This window comes from Sulfurimonas sp. ST-27, from assembly GCF_048081595.1.
Taxonomy (GTDB): domain Bacteria; phylum Campylobacterota; class Campylobacteria; order Campylobacterales; family Sulfurimonadaceae; genus Sulfurimonas; species Sulfurimonas hydrogeniphila.
Window position 1 is genome coordinate 363,553 of the sequence record NZ_CP182226.1, and the last position, 16,796, is coordinate 380,348.

General features: G+C 37.9%; 17 protein-coding genes. 16 read left to right on the forward strand and 1 reads right to left on the reverse strand.

The window, feature by feature from the left end:
* Nucleotide 1 precedes the first annotated feature (1 nt).
* From murG to ACM66U_RS02005, 8 genes are all read left to right on the forward strand, one after another.
* Nucleotides 2–1,024, forward strand: coding sequence for an undecaprenyldiphospho-muramoylpentapeptide beta-N-acetylglucosaminyltransferase (murG, locus tag ACM66U_RS01970; protein WP_418641006.1), 1,023 nt, complete (start codon nt 2–4; stop codon nt 1,022–1,024).
* Entirely contained in the window at nt 1,021–1,620 is a 600-nt protein-coding gene (locus ACM66U_RS01975) for a DedA family protein (protein ID WP_346389296.1), read from the forward strand. The genes murG and ACM66U_RS01975 overlap by 4 nt, the downstream gene beginning before the upstream one ends.
* 3 nt (nt 1,621–1,623) lie before the next feature.
* On the forward strand, nt 1,624–2,103 hold the full coding sequence (locus ACM66U_RS01980) for a DUF420 domain-containing protein (RefSeq protein WP_418641007.1): 480 nt from the start codon (nt 1,624–1,626) through the stop codon (nt 2,101–2,103).
* 239 nt (nt 2,104–2,342) lie between these two features.
* Nucleotides 2,343–2,813, forward strand: coding sequence for a thioredoxin-dependent thiol peroxidase (gene bcp / locus ACM66U_RS01985; RefSeq protein WP_418641008.1), 471 nt, complete (start codon nt 2,343–2,345; stop codon nt 2,811–2,813).
* Nucleotides 2,814–2,825: 12 nt separating this feature from the next.
* Nucleotides 2,826–3,413, forward strand: a complete 588-nt coding sequence (locus ACM66U_RS01990; protein WP_418641009.1) for a GNAT family N-acyltransferase — start codon at nt 2,826–2,828, stop codon at nt 3,411–3,413.
* Entirely contained in the window at nt 3,395–5,455 is a 2,061-nt protein-coding gene (locus tag ACM66U_RS01995) for a TonB-dependent receptor (protein ID WP_418641010.1), read from the forward strand. Before ACM66U_RS01990 ends, ACM66U_RS01995 begins: the two co-directional genes overlap by 19 nt.
* A complete protein-coding gene (locus tag ACM66U_RS02000; RefSeq protein ID WP_151901075.1) occupies nt 5,456–6,001 on the forward strand; it encodes a hypothetical protein in 546 nt (181 codons plus the stop codon). It begins immediately after the preceding gene.
* Nucleotides 6,002–6,045: 44 nt separating this feature from the next.
* Nucleotides 6,046–7,983: an EAL domain-containing protein gene (locus ACM66U_RS02005; RefSeq protein WP_418641011.1), complete on the forward strand. Its 1,938-nt coding sequence runs from the start codon at nt 6,046–6,048 to the stop codon at nt 7,981–7,983.
* On the opposite strand, the gene ACM66U_RS02010 is transcribed toward ACM66U_RS02005, so the two are convergent.
* Nucleotides 7,980–9,554 carry a DUF3373 family protein gene (locus ACM66U_RS02010; RefSeq protein ID WP_151901073.1) on the reverse strand — a complete coding sequence of 525 codons (1,575 nt, stop codon included), beginning with the start codon at nt 9,552–9,554 and terminating at the stop codon, nt 7,980–7,982. The genes ACM66U_RS02005 and ACM66U_RS02010 overlap by 4 nt on opposite strands.
* A 302-nt stretch (nt 9,555–9,856) precedes the next feature.
* Here ACM66U_RS02010 and rpsB point away from each other — a divergent pair, with 302 nt between their 5' ends.
* The 8 genes from rpsB (at nt 9,857) to ACM66U_RS02050 (ending at nt 16,793) form a co-directional block, all read left to right on the forward strand.
* Nucleotides 9,857–10,636, forward strand: coding sequence for a 30S ribosomal protein S2 (gene rpsB / locus ACM66U_RS02015; RefSeq protein ID WP_418641012.1), 780 nt, complete (start codon nt 9,857–9,859; stop codon nt 10,634–10,636).
* A gap of 2 nt (nt 10,637–10,638) precedes the next feature.
* Nucleotides 10,639–11,691: a translation elongation factor Ts gene (gene tsf / locus ACM66U_RS02020; RefSeq protein WP_151901071.1), complete on the forward strand. Its 1,053-nt coding sequence runs from the start codon at nt 10,639–10,641 to the stop codon at nt 11,689–11,691.
* Nucleotides 11,692–11,776: 85 nt separating this feature from the next.
* Nucleotides 11,777–12,982, forward strand: a complete 1,206-nt coding sequence (locus ACM66U_RS02025; protein WP_418641013.1) for an NAD(P)/FAD-dependent oxidoreductase — start codon at nt 11,777–11,779, stop codon at nt 12,980–12,982.
* A 29-nt stretch (nt 12,983–13,011) separates the two neighbouring features.
* Nucleotides 13,012–13,656 carry an ABC transporter ATP-binding protein gene (locus ACM66U_RS02030; RefSeq protein WP_418641014.1) on the forward strand — a complete coding sequence of 215 codons (645 nt, stop codon included), beginning with the start codon at nt 13,012–13,014 and terminating at the stop codon, nt 13,654–13,656.
* A gap of 10 nt (nt 13,657–13,666) precedes the next feature.
* A complete protein-coding gene (gene fliR / locus ACM66U_RS02035; protein ID WP_151901068.1) occupies nt 13,667–14,431 on the forward strand; it encodes a flagellar biosynthetic protein FliR in 765 nt (254 codons plus the stop codon).
* A 71-nt stretch (nt 14,432–14,502) separates the two neighbouring features.
* Entirely contained in the window at nt 14,503–15,858 is a 1,356-nt protein-coding gene (locus ACM66U_RS02040) for a hypothetical protein (RefSeq protein WP_418641015.1), read from the forward strand.
* Entirely contained in the window at nt 15,855–16,475 is a 621-nt protein-coding gene (gene gmk, locus ACM66U_RS02045; RefSeq protein ID WP_151901066.1) for a guanylate kinase, read from the forward strand. Before ACM66U_RS02040 ends, gmk begins: the two co-directional genes overlap by 4 nt.
* An 87-nt stretch (nt 16,476–16,562) precedes the next feature.
* Nucleotides 16,563–16,793, forward strand: coding sequence for a Sec-independent protein translocase subunit TatA/TatB (locus ACM66U_RS02050; RefSeq protein WP_193151180.1), 231 nt, complete (start codon nt 16,563–16,565; stop codon nt 16,791–16,793).
* The last annotated feature ends 3 nt before the right edge of the window (nt 16,794–16,796 follow it).

Sequence of the window (16,796 nt, forward strand, 5' to 3'; positions counted from 1 at the left end):
TATGAAACTATGTATTACAGGCGGCGGAACAGGCGGGCATTTGATGATTGCCGAAGCTTTGTCAGAGGCTGCTGTAGCTGATGGACATGAGGTGATTTTTGTCGGTTCGACCTCGGGACAGGACAGAAAATATTTTCAAAAATACAGTAATTTTTCAAATGTCTATTTTTTAGAAACAACAGGTGTTGTGAACAAAAAGGGTATTGCAAAGATAAACGCACTCTATAAGGTTTTTCAAGCCTTCTTGGAGGCAAGAAAGATTCTGAAAAAACATAAAATACAAGCAGTTTACAGTGTTGGCGGATTTTCTGCGGCACCGGCATCTTTTGCTTCTTTGAGCCTTTTTATACCGCTTTTTATTCATGAGCAAAATTCGGTTGAGGGCAGACTTAACAGGCTTTTAAAAAAATATGCCAAAAGTTTCATTTCTGCTTATGACAAAAATTCTCCTGTAAAGGGGTATCCTGTCAAAGAGTTTTTTTATAAAAATGCCAGATGCAGAGACAAACTGAAAACCATTATATTTTTAGGCGGTTCTCATGGGGCAAAGGCGATTAATGATTTGGCTTTACATGTAGCCTATAAGTTGCAAAAGATGGATATTGCCATCATACACCAGGCCGGAGAGACTGATTATGAAAGGGTCAGGCAGGAGTATGACAGACTTGGTGTTTCAGTTGAGCTTTATGGATTTACAAAAAAACTGCCGGAGTTGATTACACGTGCCGATTTGGCTGTTTCGCGTGCAGGCGCTTCAACACTTTGGGAACTCACAGCAAACGGGTGTCCTGCGTTTTTTGTTCCCTATCCGCATGCTGCAGGTGATCATCAGTATTATAATGCGCAGTTTCTTGTCAAAGACAATGTGGCATGGTGCGAACGTGAAGGGAAAAATTTGAAACCAAAACTAATCAAGGTACTTAAAAATCCGCAACTCAAAGAAAAGAGTGAAAAGCTTCTGCACTACACAAACGGGAATGTCGCACAGCAGATGATTCAAGATGTACAAAAGAAGATGAAATGATACAGGAACTGGCGCAGGATTTGGTAGATTTGATATTTGACTGGGGATATCCCGGTATTTTTATTATGATGGCGATTGAATCTTCTTTTATTCCTTTTCCGAGTGAAATTGTTTTGGTTCCTGCCGGATATCTTGCAGCAAAAGGAGATATGAGTATAGCGTACATTATGGGAAGTGCTTTGGGCGGCTCTTTGGTTGGAGCTTTTGTGAATTACTATCTGGCACTGACACTGGGACGGAAATTTCTTTTGAAATTCGGGAAATATTTTTTTATTTTTCCTGAGACACTTGATAAAATGGAAAATTATTTTCAAAGCCACGGGCATATCTCTACTTTTACAGGCAGGCTTATTCCGGGAATTCGGCAGCTTATTTCGATTCCGGCAGGACTTGCCCGCATGAATATCGTTGAGTTTTCGCTTTTTACCACGCTGGGAGCCGGAATCTGGGCGCTGATTTTGACACTTTTGGGCTATTTTATAGGAGAAAATGAGACGCTTATACAAGAATACTTAAAAGAGATAACTATAATAGTTTTTGTTTTGTTGGTAATATTAGTCTGGATATACTACACTTATCAAAAAAGAAAGGCATAAGATATGGATTATATGTTTACGCAGGGGTTTTTGGGAACAAGAGCCCCTTTGTTTATGGATGTTGTGACACTTATTGTAGCAGTTTTGCCATTATTGGTATATGGAGCAATATCTTTGGCAAGAAAAAAGCTTTACAAGGCGCACGGAATTATTCAAAATACCATTTTTGCAGTATCGGTCATTGTTGTCGGATACTTTGAATACGGTGTTCGTATGGGCGGAGGATTTGATGCTTTTATGGAAGGAAGCGGTGTTTCACATACTTACGCTTCCCTTGTACTGGGCTTACATGTAATCATAGCCGTACTTACATTGGTATACTGGAGTCGTACAATAGCAAAAGCAAATTATCAGGTTATAAAAGGAGTGCTTCCTGGGTTAAAGTCCAATGAGCATAAATTATTGGCTTTGAAAACTTTTTTGGGTATAGTTTTTACTTCATTTAGCGGTATTTGGGTATATTTGCTGTTGTTTGTTTACTAGCAATAGCGCTTTTAAAGCAATTAGCCGGCACTGCAGAAAAAAATTTAGTTTTTTTCTAAGTTACGCTTTAGCGTTAAAAGTACCGGTTTCGAAGTACATATTGATATTTTTTCGGAATTAGTACGTCAGTGCGGACTTGAGAGTGGCTTCGAAGACGGTTTACTGGAACCCGTACTTTAGTGCGGGCTGAGAGTGGCTTTGAAGTTTGCATGTTAAATTTATTTTTAGGAGGAAAGAAAATGATAGAAGTTGGAGAGAAGGCACCGGATTTTTGCCTGCCGAATCAGGATGATGTTGAGATGTGTCTGCGGGATTTAAAAGGAAAATGGATAGTGTTGTATTTTTACCCGAGAGACAATACCCCGGGATGTACAACAGAAGCCTGTGAGTTTACGGAGGCTGCTCCGGATTTTTCATCATTGGATGCGGTGATTCTCGGTGTGAGTGCAGACAGTACGAAAAAGCACAGGAACTTCATAGAAAAACACAATTTAGGCATTACGCTTTTGAGTGATGAAAGTACCGAGATGATGCAGAAGTACGGTGTGTGGCAGTTGAAGAAAAACTATGGCAAAGAGTATATGGGCATTGTCCGTTCCACATTCATTATAGACCCTGAGGGCATTGTGCGCGCAAAATGGGAAAAAGTGCGTGTCAAAGGACATGTAGAAGCTGTCAAAGAAAAACTCAAAGAACTGCAACAGTTATAAAACCGGAAGATAATGAATTTTACATTTTTAGAGGTAAGCGATCAAAAAAACCTGGATAAAATTTTTGCTTTTAGGTATAAAATACTGAGGGAAATATATCCGGAATATCTGGAAAAAAGTGCTCTTAAAGATGAAAAAGAGTATGACAAATATGACGCATATTCGGTACATTTTGCAGCATTGGATGAAGAAGAGAATGTCTGTGCAACAGTACGCCTGATTTATAATTCTCCCATTGGATATCCGACACAAAACAGTGCAAGGTTTGACAACAGTATGTTTGAAAAAAACAAACTTGGCGAGATGTCACGAATCTTTGTTGATAAAAAATACAGAAGTATGAAGACGACAAAAGTTATTATAGAAGCGGTAAAACATTATATGTATGGTAAAATGCTAGAAGAGGGAATAGAATATACATATGGAAATCTTGAAAAAAACTTTTTACGGCTTTTGAAAATATACAAAATGCCATATAAACCGGTAGGAAAGCTTCAGCAGCATCAAGATTTTGGATGGCGTTATCCTTGTATTTTATATACGAAAGAACTTGGGTGTGTAAATCCCGAATTAGTAAAATTATGGGGGACAATGGAGTGAAGCGCAGCATACGACTTTTTTTACTTGTCTGTCTGGCAGTACTGCAACTGCAGGCAGAAGATTTGCTCTCTTCCATTATGACAGATATGAAGCAGTTTAATGAAATTGCTACACAAACAAAACAAAATGAACATTACCAACCCTATATTATCTCTGTCTTTGAAGCAAAAGAGTTGGAAAAGTTGGGTGTGTCGACACTTAAAGAGGCATTGTTGCTTGTTCCGGGTGTAGATATGGCTACTGATAATTTCAATAACCAGACACCGATTTTCAGAGGTTCCAACCCTTTTGCCTATGGACAGTCCAAACTGCTTATAGACGGTGTTTTAGTAAACAATCTTTTCTTTGATTCTTATTCCGAGTATCTTTCCATGCCGATAGAGATGATAAAACGCATAGAGGTTATCAGAGGACCAGGGAGTAAAGTAGACGGGATTAATGCCTATGCCGGATCTATTAATGTTGTTACATATGCAGAAGATTTTGAAGAATTTGAATCAAATGACAAAGTTGTATTTAAATACGGGTCGTATGATTACACAATGGGCGGTTTTGTAAAAAACTTTAAAAGCAAAGAGTTTAAGACACATATAGATTTTTATTACCAAAAAGACAATAAAAATATATCTTCCGGTCCGGACGGACTCTCTCAAGGTGCGTTAGGTCCGGCAAACATAGCTTTGTCTCAGTCCGGTGAAGCTCCCCTGTGGCTTGATGAATATTCTCTCGGACTGGATGTAAGGTACAAAGACTTTCGACTCAAAGCCCGTATGCTGCAACATAAACAGGGAAGCGCCTACGGGATCAACCTTGCCCTGCCTCAAAAGAGTGACAGAATGAAACTGCCGAGTTACTATGCTGAATTGGGATATATGAAAAAGATACACTCTTTTAAACTGGACATAAAAGCAGGAGTAAAATACGATGCTTTTGATTCAAAAGCAAAACTGGCACCTGATAACTTGGTTTTAGGCAGTGTAGTATTTCCTGATGGTATTTACGGAGAGCATTATGCCAAGCAGAGAGTTTTGTATCAGTCGACGTATGTGAAATACAGCGGAGTTGCAAAACATACCATTACAATAGGCTACAAAGCAAGACAGGAGAGAACGATCCAGATGAGTTCGAAACTCTCCAATCTTGCTACGGGTGATGCAACTTTGGTAGATTATACGCTGACACGGCCGTTTTTTGATAAAGATGCTTCACGGGATGTTTATACGTTCTTTTTTGGGGATGAATACAATGTTAATACTAAGCTAAGCATCTTATACGGTATAAATTATGAACAGACTTCTTATGAAGATGCAGGGTTTGAACCAAGAGTTTCTTTTGTTTATCATAAAGATTTCAAAAACATATTTAAAGCCATATACAGTAACTCCCATAGAAATCCCTCTTGGCAGGAGATGTTTACAAAAAACAACAGTGCAAGAGTAGGCAGTACAGATTTAAAGCCGGAGAAAGTAACATCGTATGAACTGGCATACATCAGAAATTTTTCTAATGATGCCTATTTGCAGGCGAATCTTTTTTATCTTGCCAACAAAGATCAGATATACAATTCTGTTACGGATCCTGTGTATAAAAACAGTGCCAAGACAGATATTTACGGAATAGAACTTGAGTTCAGGGGGCATATCCTGCCTAATGACAAAGTATATGCAAATTATACCTACACAGATGGCAGCTACAGGATGGATGGCAGCAGCGACAGTAATAACCTGCCGAATGTATCCCATCATCTGGTAAAAGGATTTTATATTTATAATATAAATCCTGCTTTGGCTTTGAGTGCAACAGCAAAGTATGTCAGTTCAAAAGAGAGGGTGGAGACAGATCTGCGTCCAAAGCTAAAGGGCTATATGACACTCGATACTGCAGTGAATTATAAAAATATTCAGTATGGTTATACGTTGAATGTCAGTGTGAAAAACCTTTTTGATACAGATGTGCGATACCCCTCTTCACCAAATACCTATGTAAATGATTATGCGCAGGAACGCAGAACATTTTTACTTACCTTTAAAAAGAGGTTTTAGATGATGCGTTTATTACTTTTACATTTCTTGTTTGTTCCTCTGCTTTTTGGATACAGTTATGATGAGTTGTTACTCAAAGCACAGGCATCAATTTTTCCAAAAATCATGTTACTTGATAAAAAAATAGAAAAAAAACTTATAAAAAACAGACTTGTATATACCATTGTGTGTGATGAAAGTGATTATGATACAGCCCTACATGTAAAGCAGTATATAGAAAATAAATTTAAAGGGCATTTTGATAAATACCCTTATGAAGTGAAGATAGTTGATTTCGCACATCTTGATATGAAAACACCTGCGTCCGCATTTTATGTTCTGAAATCTTCCAAGGAGAATATTGCCAGAGTTGCAAAAATTGCCAGGGAAAAAGGAATCATCACCTTTTCGTATGATATAGAAAATCTAAAAGAGGGACTGCTGCTCTCCTTGCTGATAGAAAAATCAACCATGATTTATCTTAATAAAGAGAACCTGAGAGATGATGTTGATTTTGTCTCTTTTTTATATCAAATGGTAAAGTTTTTGGACAAAGATAGTTTTTGACATAACATTTATGCTAAAATATATGCAAAAAACAGGCTTGCTGCATGAAAGAAAAAAAATTCAAATCGCTCTCATTCAGGATTATGAGCTCCATCGTAATCACCTCATTTATTACAATTGGGGGGATTTTTTTTGCATTTGAAAAAATAAACAAACATGCCTTTTACAATATGGAATTTCAAAAAGCAACCCTCATCTTAAAAACAATAGAACCTTTGATAGCGGTAGATATGTATCTGGGACTAAAAAACCAAATCGATGTGAAACTGAAGCAGTTAATGCAAAATAAAGAAATTCTCTCTGTGAAGGTTTTTGAAAAGGACAGGTTGATTTATGAAACAAGATCTAAAAACAATTATCAGAGTCTTTTTACCATCAAATGGGATATTCTTCAGCCAAATTCCAGGAAGAAAATAGGAACAATTGTTTTAAGCTACTCAAATCACAATTATGAACAGCTTATACAACAGTATACACATTTGCTTCTCAAAATGCTTGTGATTCTTTTCCTGATATTTATATTTCTTGGTGCCTATATAGATAATTTGCTTAAGCCTTTGCGAAAAATTGCCAATATATTAAAAGGTTTTACACCGGAGAAAAAATTAAAGATAGAACCGATACAAGAGAATAATGAGATCGCGCTTATAGTCTCTGCATTAAATGAGATGCAGGAGAAAGTATTTGACTATGCAAGAAAACAAAAAGATATCAACGCCTATCTGGCAAGAGAAGTCGAGAAGAAAACAGTAGAGTTGAAAAGACAGCTTTTTATAGATGATCTGACACAGTTGCCCAACAGAAAAAAACTTTTTTACAATATAGAAAATTTGAATAATGACGGGGCATTGCTGATTTTAAATATAGATGATTTTAAAGAGATAAATGATTTCTACGGACAGATTGCAGGGGATTATGTCCTCAGAGAATTTGCAAAAAAACTGCAGGCTTTTGTTGAAGAGGAGCAAAACATCAGTGTCACACGACTCTCAGGAGATGAATTTGCTCTGTGCTTTAGAGCAAGGCCTTCTCACAGGACTTTTATGCGAATTGTCAACAGTCTGTCAAAAGAGATTGAACAGATGGTATTTCATTATGAAGAAAACGAGATTTATATCCGTGTGACAATGGGTGGAACATTGCAGCCCAATGAGATGTTGGAAAAAGCAGATATTGCCCTTAAAGTTGCCAAAGAGCAGAAAAAGTATTTTCTGCTGTATGATGAAAAACTTGAAATAGAGAGAAAATATCAAGAAAATATGGAGTGGGTGAAAAAACTGAAAGCTGCCATAAAAGAAGAGAGAATAATGCCTTTTTTCCAGCCTATTTTTGATACCCGAACGAAAAAAGCGGTGAGTTATGAATGCCTTATTCGCCTGATAGAGACAGACGGCTCAGTTGTCAGTCCTTACAGGTTTTTAGATATTGCCCAAAAAAGTAAACTCTATCCGCAGTTAACAAAGATTATGCTGAGTAAAAGCTGTCAGTATTTTGAGCACAGAGACACATCGTTTTCGGTCAATCTTTCTATTGATGATATACTTGATGCAGAGATGGTGCAGTATATTCAAAAAACCGTTAAAAAATACGGTGTCAGCAAAAAAATAGTTTTTGAGATTCTTGAGACGGAAGGGATTGAAAATTATGAAGAGGTTTCAGTTTTTATACGCAAGATGAAAACATTGGGCTGTAAAATTTCTATAGATGATTTTGGTGCGGGGTATTCCAATTTTGAGCATATGCTCAAGCTTGATGTTGATTACATTAAAATTGACGGCAGTCTTATCAAAAATCTTGAAACAGATAACAATGCACGCATAGTAGTTGAAACAATTGTAGATTTTGCCAAGAAATTAAACCTGGTGATTGTAGCGGAGTTCGTTCATAATCAAGCGGTGTTTGAAATAGTAAAATCGCTTGATATTGAACGGGTACAGGGTTTTTATCTGGCTGAGCCAGATAAAGAGATACCCAAAAACTAGTATCTGTATCTGAGATAGAAACGGATATCCTGGGCTGTATCTACGACCTGGGAACCTAAACCGGCTGCAATTGCCTGGTCAATGCTCATTGCATTTCCTGAAGTGCTTCCGAAGAAGCCGTTGCTTCCGGCATATTTATAGTCTATATATGTATAGCGAATCTGAAAAGATAAAATATCTTCTATCAAAGGTTCTGTAAAGTATGCCTCGTATGCATTTCCGCGAGCTGCGAGTTTTGAACCGATGTTCGTATCTTCACCGTAGGTAATACTTCTCCAGTATTTTGAACCGTGATTAAATTCGATTCCCCATCTTCCTTCTTCTGTCACAAGTGAAGGTACCTGCAGTCCAATCCAGTAAGAATACCCTTTCACACTTTCATCAACCGCGCTGCCAAGCATGCTCTGTCCTTTGTCCGGGTCTGTAATACTTACAGCGCCACTGACAAAAAAGAGTGTATCGTCTAAAAAGTCATTGATTCCGTCTCCTATACCGTTTGCTACAAAGTTGGCTGTAAATGAGTGTATGTTGCCGACAGTCTGAAAACCTTGTGTCTGGTTTGCGGGATTGACAACATCAATCAGGTTTCCTGCATAATAGTACTGGGAATTCACAGAATACTGTCCGTCGCTCCAAGGAGTAAAGATCAGTCCAACCAGGTCTATAGATGCATTTGAAGTTGTATCTGCATAAGGGGCTGTATTAAACCTCGGTGCTGCATTGCTCATGCCGCGGCCGGCACAGAATTTGACATACATCCCGTCAATACCGGTTACATTTTCTAAATTAAACTTAGAGCTTAATCCGTCAAACTCAACATTGATTGTATGCCCCATCGGAGAAGCTGCATGGTCATCATCTCTCAGGTTGACAAGATGTCCGTTTGTTGAAGGACGGCGTCCTACACTGAATGTCCAGGGAATATCACTGCCCATAAAGGTGTCGTTTTTGTAGAAAAAGTATGCAGAACGTACTCTTAAGGTATCGTTATAGGCATTTTCATTGGCTATCCAGTCAAATGTTTCAAAAGAGGCATTTGCAGGATTGGAAGCACCGCTTCTGGCACCGAATGCTTTGTTGTATGCAAGTTGCCCTGTAAAACTCAGGTGTTTTGTAGCCGCCCAGTTCATATTTAACCAGAGTCTGTTTGTCATAAAAGCATTGTTCTTTTGTGTGCTGCCGTCTGCCATTTTGTACTGAAGATTGTCAACGGCAAATCTGTAATCAACATTGAATTTTATGTGATTTCCGTTGGTGTTTCTGTTGAGATTAGAAATGGAATCCTGAATCTCTGCGAGCTGCTCTTCTACCGTCATTTCATCATCATCTTCGTCATCTTCTTCATCTGATGAAGCTGTTGCCTCGGTATCATCAGCCGATTCTTCCTCATCAGCATCTTCTTCTTGCATCATAGATGCCTGTTCTTTTGCTTTAAGGGCATCAAGCTCTTTTTTCATCTTTTTCATTTCAAGTTCCATTGCTTGAAATCTGTCATACATTGATTCGGCATTTACATTTGTTGTTCCTAAAATAGCAATAGTTGCTAAAGAAAGCAGTAGAGGTTTCTTCATTTCATCCCTTTTTTGTGTTGTTTCTGTGATACTATACATTGTTTAAGATAAATTTACTTTTAAACAAGTGCAGATATATATAAATATTTGTTATGCAAATGCAAAATTGCATATTTTTAAAAAAGCTGGCTTTAAATAAAGTTTTAGTATAATTCGCGGATTTTTCTTTTACATGTAAGAGAAAATATTAACAGGTATGTGTCAAAAGTCAGTGCAACCCGTTTTTTAACGGATAATTGTTCGACATTACCAAAGCCAACTGACAAATTTCTGGTTTGAAACAAAACCTTTAAGGATACCCTATGGTAACTATGAAAGACCTTTTAGAATGCGGTGTACACTTCGGACACCAGACACGTCGTTGGAACCCGAAAATGAAAAAATACATTTTTGGTGTTCGTAAAAATATCTATATTATAGATTTACAAAAAACTTTGCGTTATTTCCGTAACACATATACTATTGTTATGGATGCGGCAGCTGAGGGCAAGACTATTCTTTTCGTCGGTACAAAAAAGCAGGCACGTAATTCTGTAAGAGAAGCAGCTATCGCTTGTGGTATGCCGTATGTAGACAACAGATGGTTGGGTGGAATGCTTACAAACTTCCCGACTATTCAAAAGTCTATTCGTAAACTTGATGTGATTACACAAATGCAGGAAAACGGACAGATAGATCTTTTGACGAAAAAAGAAGCATTAATGCTTTCTCGCAAAAAAGACAAACTTGAACAGTATTTCGGTGGTATCAAAGATATGAAAAAACTTCCTGATATGCTTTTTGTTGTTGATGCGGTAAAAGAGCATATTGCAGTTTTGGAAGCAAGATGTTTAGATATTCCAATTGTAGCACCGCTTGACACAAACTGTGATCCGGATCTTATCACATATCCTATTCCTGGTAATGACGATGCTATCCGTTCTATTCAGCTTTTTTGTCGTGAAATGACAGCAGCTATCAATGAAGGAAAAGCACTTCGCGATGCACCGGCAGAGCAAGAGCAAACAGAAGAAGCTGCAAGTGAAGAAACAGCAGCTACAGAAGCTCCTGCAACTGAAGAAAAAACTACAGAGGAAGCATAATTATGGCAGCAGTTACAGCAGCAATGGTAAAAGAGTTGCGTCAGGCAACTGATGCACCGATGATGGATTGTAAAAAAGTTTTAGTTGAAGCTGACGGAGATATGGAAAAAGCGAAAGAGCTTTTAAAAGAGCGCGGCATCGCCAAAGCAGCCAAAAAAGCTGACCGTGTTGCGGCTGAAGGTCTTGTTGGACTGAAAATGGCTGATGACAACTCGAAAGCTTCTGTGGTTGAAGTAAATTCTGAAACAGATTTCGTTGCACAAAACGAAGGCTTCCAAAATCTTGTAAAAGATACGGCAGAAGAGGTATACAACAATCAGCCTGCTGATGTTGATGCGCTTATGGCAAGTGAATTCGGTGCCAAGTTTACAGAAACTGTAACGAAAATCGGTGAAAAAATCGAAGTACGCCGTTTTGGTACGCTTACAGCTGCTCCGGATGAGGCATTAAACGGATATATCCACTCAAACAGCCGTATAGCCGTTATTGTAAAAGCAAAATGTGACAGTGAAAAGACTGCGGAGTGCATGAAAGATACATTGAAACAAATTGCTATGCATGCATCGGCTATGAAACCGACAACACTCAGCTATAAAGATTTTGATCCTGAGTATGTTGCAAGTGAAACACAGGGTCGTATTGAGGCACTGAAAAAAGAGAATGAAGAGTTGCAAAGACTCGGAAAACCTTTGAAAAATGTACCTAAATACATCTCTATGATGCAACTCACTGATGAAGTGATGAAGCAGGCTGAAGCTGACATCAAAGCAGAATTGCTTGCAGAGGGAAAACCTGAGAAAATTTTAGACAAAATTATTCCTGGTAAAATTGCCCGTTTTATTTTAGACAACACACTTCTTGATCAGGAACAGGCACTTTTAGACCAGCAATATGTTTTAGATGACAAATTAACTGTAGCTCAGGCAGTTGAAAAAGCAGCAAAAGCATGTGGCGGTACTGCCGAGATTACTGAATTTATTCGCCTTGAAGTAGGTGAAGGAATCGAGAAAAAAGAAGACGACTTCGCAGCAGAAGTTGCAGCACAAATGAGCTAAGCCTTTGGCTTGACTCATTTCTTACTACAAACCCCTCCCTTTTTTAAAAACTCCGTTTTCCTGAATTTTATGCTATACTTTTTGCATGAGTATAAATAATTATAATAAAATCATTGTTATCGGCGGCGGTTACGGCGGTCTCAGGGCTGTAGAAAATCTTGCCAAAGACAAAAACAATCAAATTACACTTTTTGATAAAAATGCCTATCATTTTATGCAGACAGATGTGTATGAGCTTATTGCCAATGAAAAAGATTTTGCAAAAGTGAGTGTCGATCTTTTTACCTACTGCAGCGGTTTTGAGGGAAATGTCAGTTTTTACAAACAGGAAGTCGAAAATATTGACTTTGAAAATAAAAAAGTTATTACTGATACACAACGGTTTTCTTATGATTATCTTATTATAGCTGTGGGTGCACGGACAAAATTTGTCAACAGCATCAAGGGTCTCAAAGAGTATGCTCATGGAGTCAAGGCATTGCATCGTGCGATGTATTTTAAACAAAAGTTTGAAATGTCACTTTTTAAAAAAGTACAGGAGAGCGGTGTTACATGTAAGGCTTTGAGTATTGTGGTTGCCGGTGCAGGACTGAGCGGTGTTGAAATAGCGGCACAGATGGCATCATATGCAAAAGAATTTTATTGTGAAAATAATTTTTTATGCAGAAAATTAAATATAGTCCTTGTCAGTTCATCAAAGCAGATACTCAAAGGTTTGGATGATTTTTTAGTCGAAAAGTCTCACAAAAGATTGCTGGATCTCGAAGTCGTTATAAAATCAGAGGCAAGAGTGGTCTCTTTGGCACAAGAGAGTGTTACACTGAGCAACGGAGAGACCATACCTATGGATTTTATGATTTTTGCCGGAGGAATTGAGCCAAACGGACTCATCTATAAACTTGACTTGCCGAAAAATGAAAGGGGTTTTTTAAATATCAATGAGTATCTGCAGGCAGGTTCAAAAAAAGAGGTTTTTGCCATAGGTGACTGTGCCACTTTGTATAATAAAGGTGAATTAATAGCACCTACGGCAGATGTTGCTGAGCAGATGGCAGAGTTGTGCAGTGAAAATATTATGCGTATCGGCACAAACAAAAATCTCAAAGCGCATGATATCCGTTCACGTGGTATGTTGATTGCCCTGGGACGCAGGTATGCAGCAGGAAAAATTTCCAATATATACATCAGTGGATTTGTGGCATTTGTTATGAAAAAATTTATTGAAAAAGTCTATTTTATAAAACTGGACAGACGTTCAAAAAAAGGCTGTGATAAAATTTTTAATGCTTAAAATAAGCAAGAGTAGAATATAATAGCCCTATGAATCTATTATCTGCCAAAAATTTATCACACTCATTTGAATATGAGCTTTTTTCTGACGTTTCCCTCTCTCTTGAAAGTAATGAAAGTATTGCTATTATCGGTATGAGCGGGAGCGGAAAGTCTACGTTGCTGCATCTTTTATCTACTCTTTTGAAACCAAAGAAGGGGACTGTTGCGCTTTTTGGAAAAGAGACAGCCTCTATGAGTAAAAAAGAGCTGACGCTTATAAAACGAAACAAACTCGGTATAGTTTTTCAATCCCATTATCTTTTTAAAGGCTTTAGTGCCTATGAAAATCTTGAAGTTGCCCAAATTCTTTCACAAAAAGAGATAGACAACAGTTTAATCAAAGATTTGGAAATCGAGCAGTGCATGCACCAAAAAGTCACGGAACTCTCAGGCGGACAGCAACAGCGTGTCTCTATAGCAAGGGTTTTGACAAAAAAACCTTCAATAATATTTGCCGATGAGCCGACAGGAAATCTTGACAATAAAACGGCTGCGGAAGTAATGAAACTTTTTTTTGATTATTGTCAGGAGAATGATGCCGGTATGATACTTGTAACGCATGACAATAGTCTGGCCAACATGTGTAAACGAGTCTATAAACTTGAAGACAAAGCATTGAAACCAATTAAATAAGGTTAGAAAAGTGGGATGGACACAGATACTTAACGAAACGAATGTAGTAGCCTTTCTTTTGCTTTTTTTTCGTTTTGCCGGATTGTTTATTGCTGTGCCTATTTTCAATCATCAAAATATCCCAATGAACATTAAAGCGACCATGGCTTTTTTCTTTACAGTCGTTTTTTACTCTTCTATGCCTCCTCTGCATATAAGTATTGATGTGCCTACTGTTGTCATTGCTATACTGGGTGAACTTTTGCTGGGTCTGTCAGTGGGCGTTGTATTGCAGCTTGCCTATAATGTCATTACTTTTGCAGGCGGTCAAATATCTTTTATGATGGGCTTTTCGATGGCAAGTGCTATTGATCCGCAGTCAGGCATTTCAATGCCTATAATTTCTCAGTTTCTCTCTTTGATGGGCTTAATGATTTTGCTTGTACTCAATCTGCATCACTGGATGCTGCTTTTTGTCGACCATTCTTTAAAAACAGTGCCTCTGGGCGGTTTTATGATGAGTAAAGATCTGTTTCACTACATTATGCATGCGGCATCAAACATGTTTTTGGTCGGTTTTATTATTGCTTTTCCCGTAATTGCACTTTCATGGCTGGCCGATGTCATATTTGGGATGCTTATGAAGACAATGCCTCAGTTTAACCTTCTGGTCATTGGTTTTCCTATTAAAATAATGGTGGCTTTTGTCGTGCTTATAGCAACTTTTACTACAATTATGCTATTACTCAAGGGAGAAATTCAAGAAGCATTTAACTCTTTGGAAATACTTTTTTAGTTTTTTTTTGATACAATAGTGCTAATAGAGATTTTTGAAATTCAATCAATAGATCATCCAAAGGAATATGCGTGAAAATACTGCTTTTAAATGATAATCCCGTTGTAAATAAATTAGTGACGCTCAGTGCACAAAAAACTTCTGATGAAGTAGAAACAGCCTCTGGTCTTGAGGAGATTTCGTCACATGATTATGATTTGCTTATTGTTGATGACAGTGTTTACACTGATGATTTACTGCATGAATTAGAGGCAAAAATAAAATATAAGAAATCACTGTTTATATGTGCAAAAGATGCCAAAGAGACAGATGGCTTTGCCTCTGTACTGAAAAAACCATTTTTGCCGACTGATTTGGTAGAACTTTTTATGATGTTGGAAAAAGAAATCAAAAAAGAAGCAGATGAGATGCCGGTTGAAGAACTCCATGCACAAGAGAATGAAATAGAAGAATTGGATGATTTGGGTGATTTGGATACGCTGAATGATGATTTGGACCTGGATGATGAGTTGATTTTGGATGATGATGAAGAAGATTTCGGTGAAAGCGTACTGGATGATGAAGAGGCACAGAAGGTAAAAGATTTGCTTGATGAAAATGAAGAAGATCTCTCTTTTGATGAGGAAGTGCAAAATGATCTTGAGAGTCTGGAACTGGATGAGATGGGATTAAATGAAGAAGAGTTTTCCCTGGATGAGTCTTTGGATGAAGAGGCAGCGGAGCAAAAACCGGAAGCAGAAGAGGCATCTGCCGAAGAAGAGGATCTCATGGAGGCTTATGACATGGCACTGGATCTGGAAGATGAAGCAGACGTTGATATTTCAGAGGAGGAGAGTTTTGATTTGGAAGAGGAAGTCAAAGCACTTGAAGACGAAGAACTGCAAGAACTCGAAACAGCAACAGTAGAAGAGCTTGAAGAGGAAATAGACGAAATTGTCACAGATGAACTTAATGCCAAAGAGGGTGACCTGGCAGTGGATCTGGCATTGGATTTGGAAGACGAAGCAGATGTTGATATTTCGCGTGATCCTGTAGATGATTTAGAGATGCCGCAAGAGGCAGAAGATGCAAGCCTGGAAGAAGAAATTCAAAATGCTGTTGAAAATCTGACACAAGAAGATTTAGAGAGCGAACTGGATGAAGATACTCTGCTTCAAATAGCAAAAAACGAGATTGATCCGTTGGAGAGCCTGACAAGCAAAGATTTAAAAGAGGCTCTTGGAGAAGAGACAGAGGAAGAAACAGCAGAAGAGACGGATCTTTTGGAACCTGAAGAAACAGTAGAGTCTGAAGAGGAGAATAAAGAACAAAACAGTGGAGTCGAAGCACTGAAAAAACTTCTTGAGGCACTCAGTGACAAAGATGTTGCAGCATCTATGAAAGGAATGAAAATCAGTATAAATATTACATTGGGTGACAACTCATGAGTGCTATTCACGGGGCAGTTTTGGTTCTTTCCGGTCCAAGCGGGGCGGGAAAAAGTTCTTTAATCCATAAAATTATCGATGATATCGGTGAATGTTATTTTTCCATATCTACAACAACACGTCCTATGAGAGAGGGAGAAGCGGATGGTGTGGATTATTATTTTGTGGATGAAGAAGAGTTTAAAAAAGAGATAGAAGAAGATCAGTTTTTAGAGTATGCCATTGTGCATGGAAATTACTACGGAACTTCACTCAAGCCGGTTAAAAAAGCGCTCTCTGAAGGAAAACTGGTTATTTTTGACATAGACGTGCAGGGGAACAGTGCAATTAACAGTCGGCTCGGGGATATCACAACTTCTGTGTTTATTACGCCACCGACGCTGAGTGAATTGAAAAGAAGACTGCAAAACAGACAGACGGATGCGCAAGAAGTGATAGAACGCAGAATTCAAATGGCCAGACGTGAAATTCAGAGAGTCTCTGAGTATGAATATCTTTTGATAAATGATGATTTGGATGCTGCTGCTGAAAAACTGCGTCTTATTGCAACTGTTGCAAGATTTAAAAAATCAAATGAAGAGATTAACAAATTTGTCCAAAAATGGGAAGATTTGTAAAACTTCAAAACATAATATATAGTGATAAGAGAATTTACAGCAAATGTGAGTTATACTTCACAACATAATTTATAACAAGGAAAAAATATGGGAATGCCTAGTGGAACTGAACTACTGATAATCTTCGGAATTATCGTTTTATTATTTGGAGCAAAAAAGATACCTGATTTAGCAAAAGGTCTTGGAAAAGGAATCAAAAACTTCAAAGCAGAAATGAAAGAGGTTGATGAAGTAGAAGTTGAGACACCGAAAAAAGTTGAAAAAAGTGATGAAGTAGCTTCTGCTGAATCAACTCCTAAATCTACAACACAAGCCTAAACA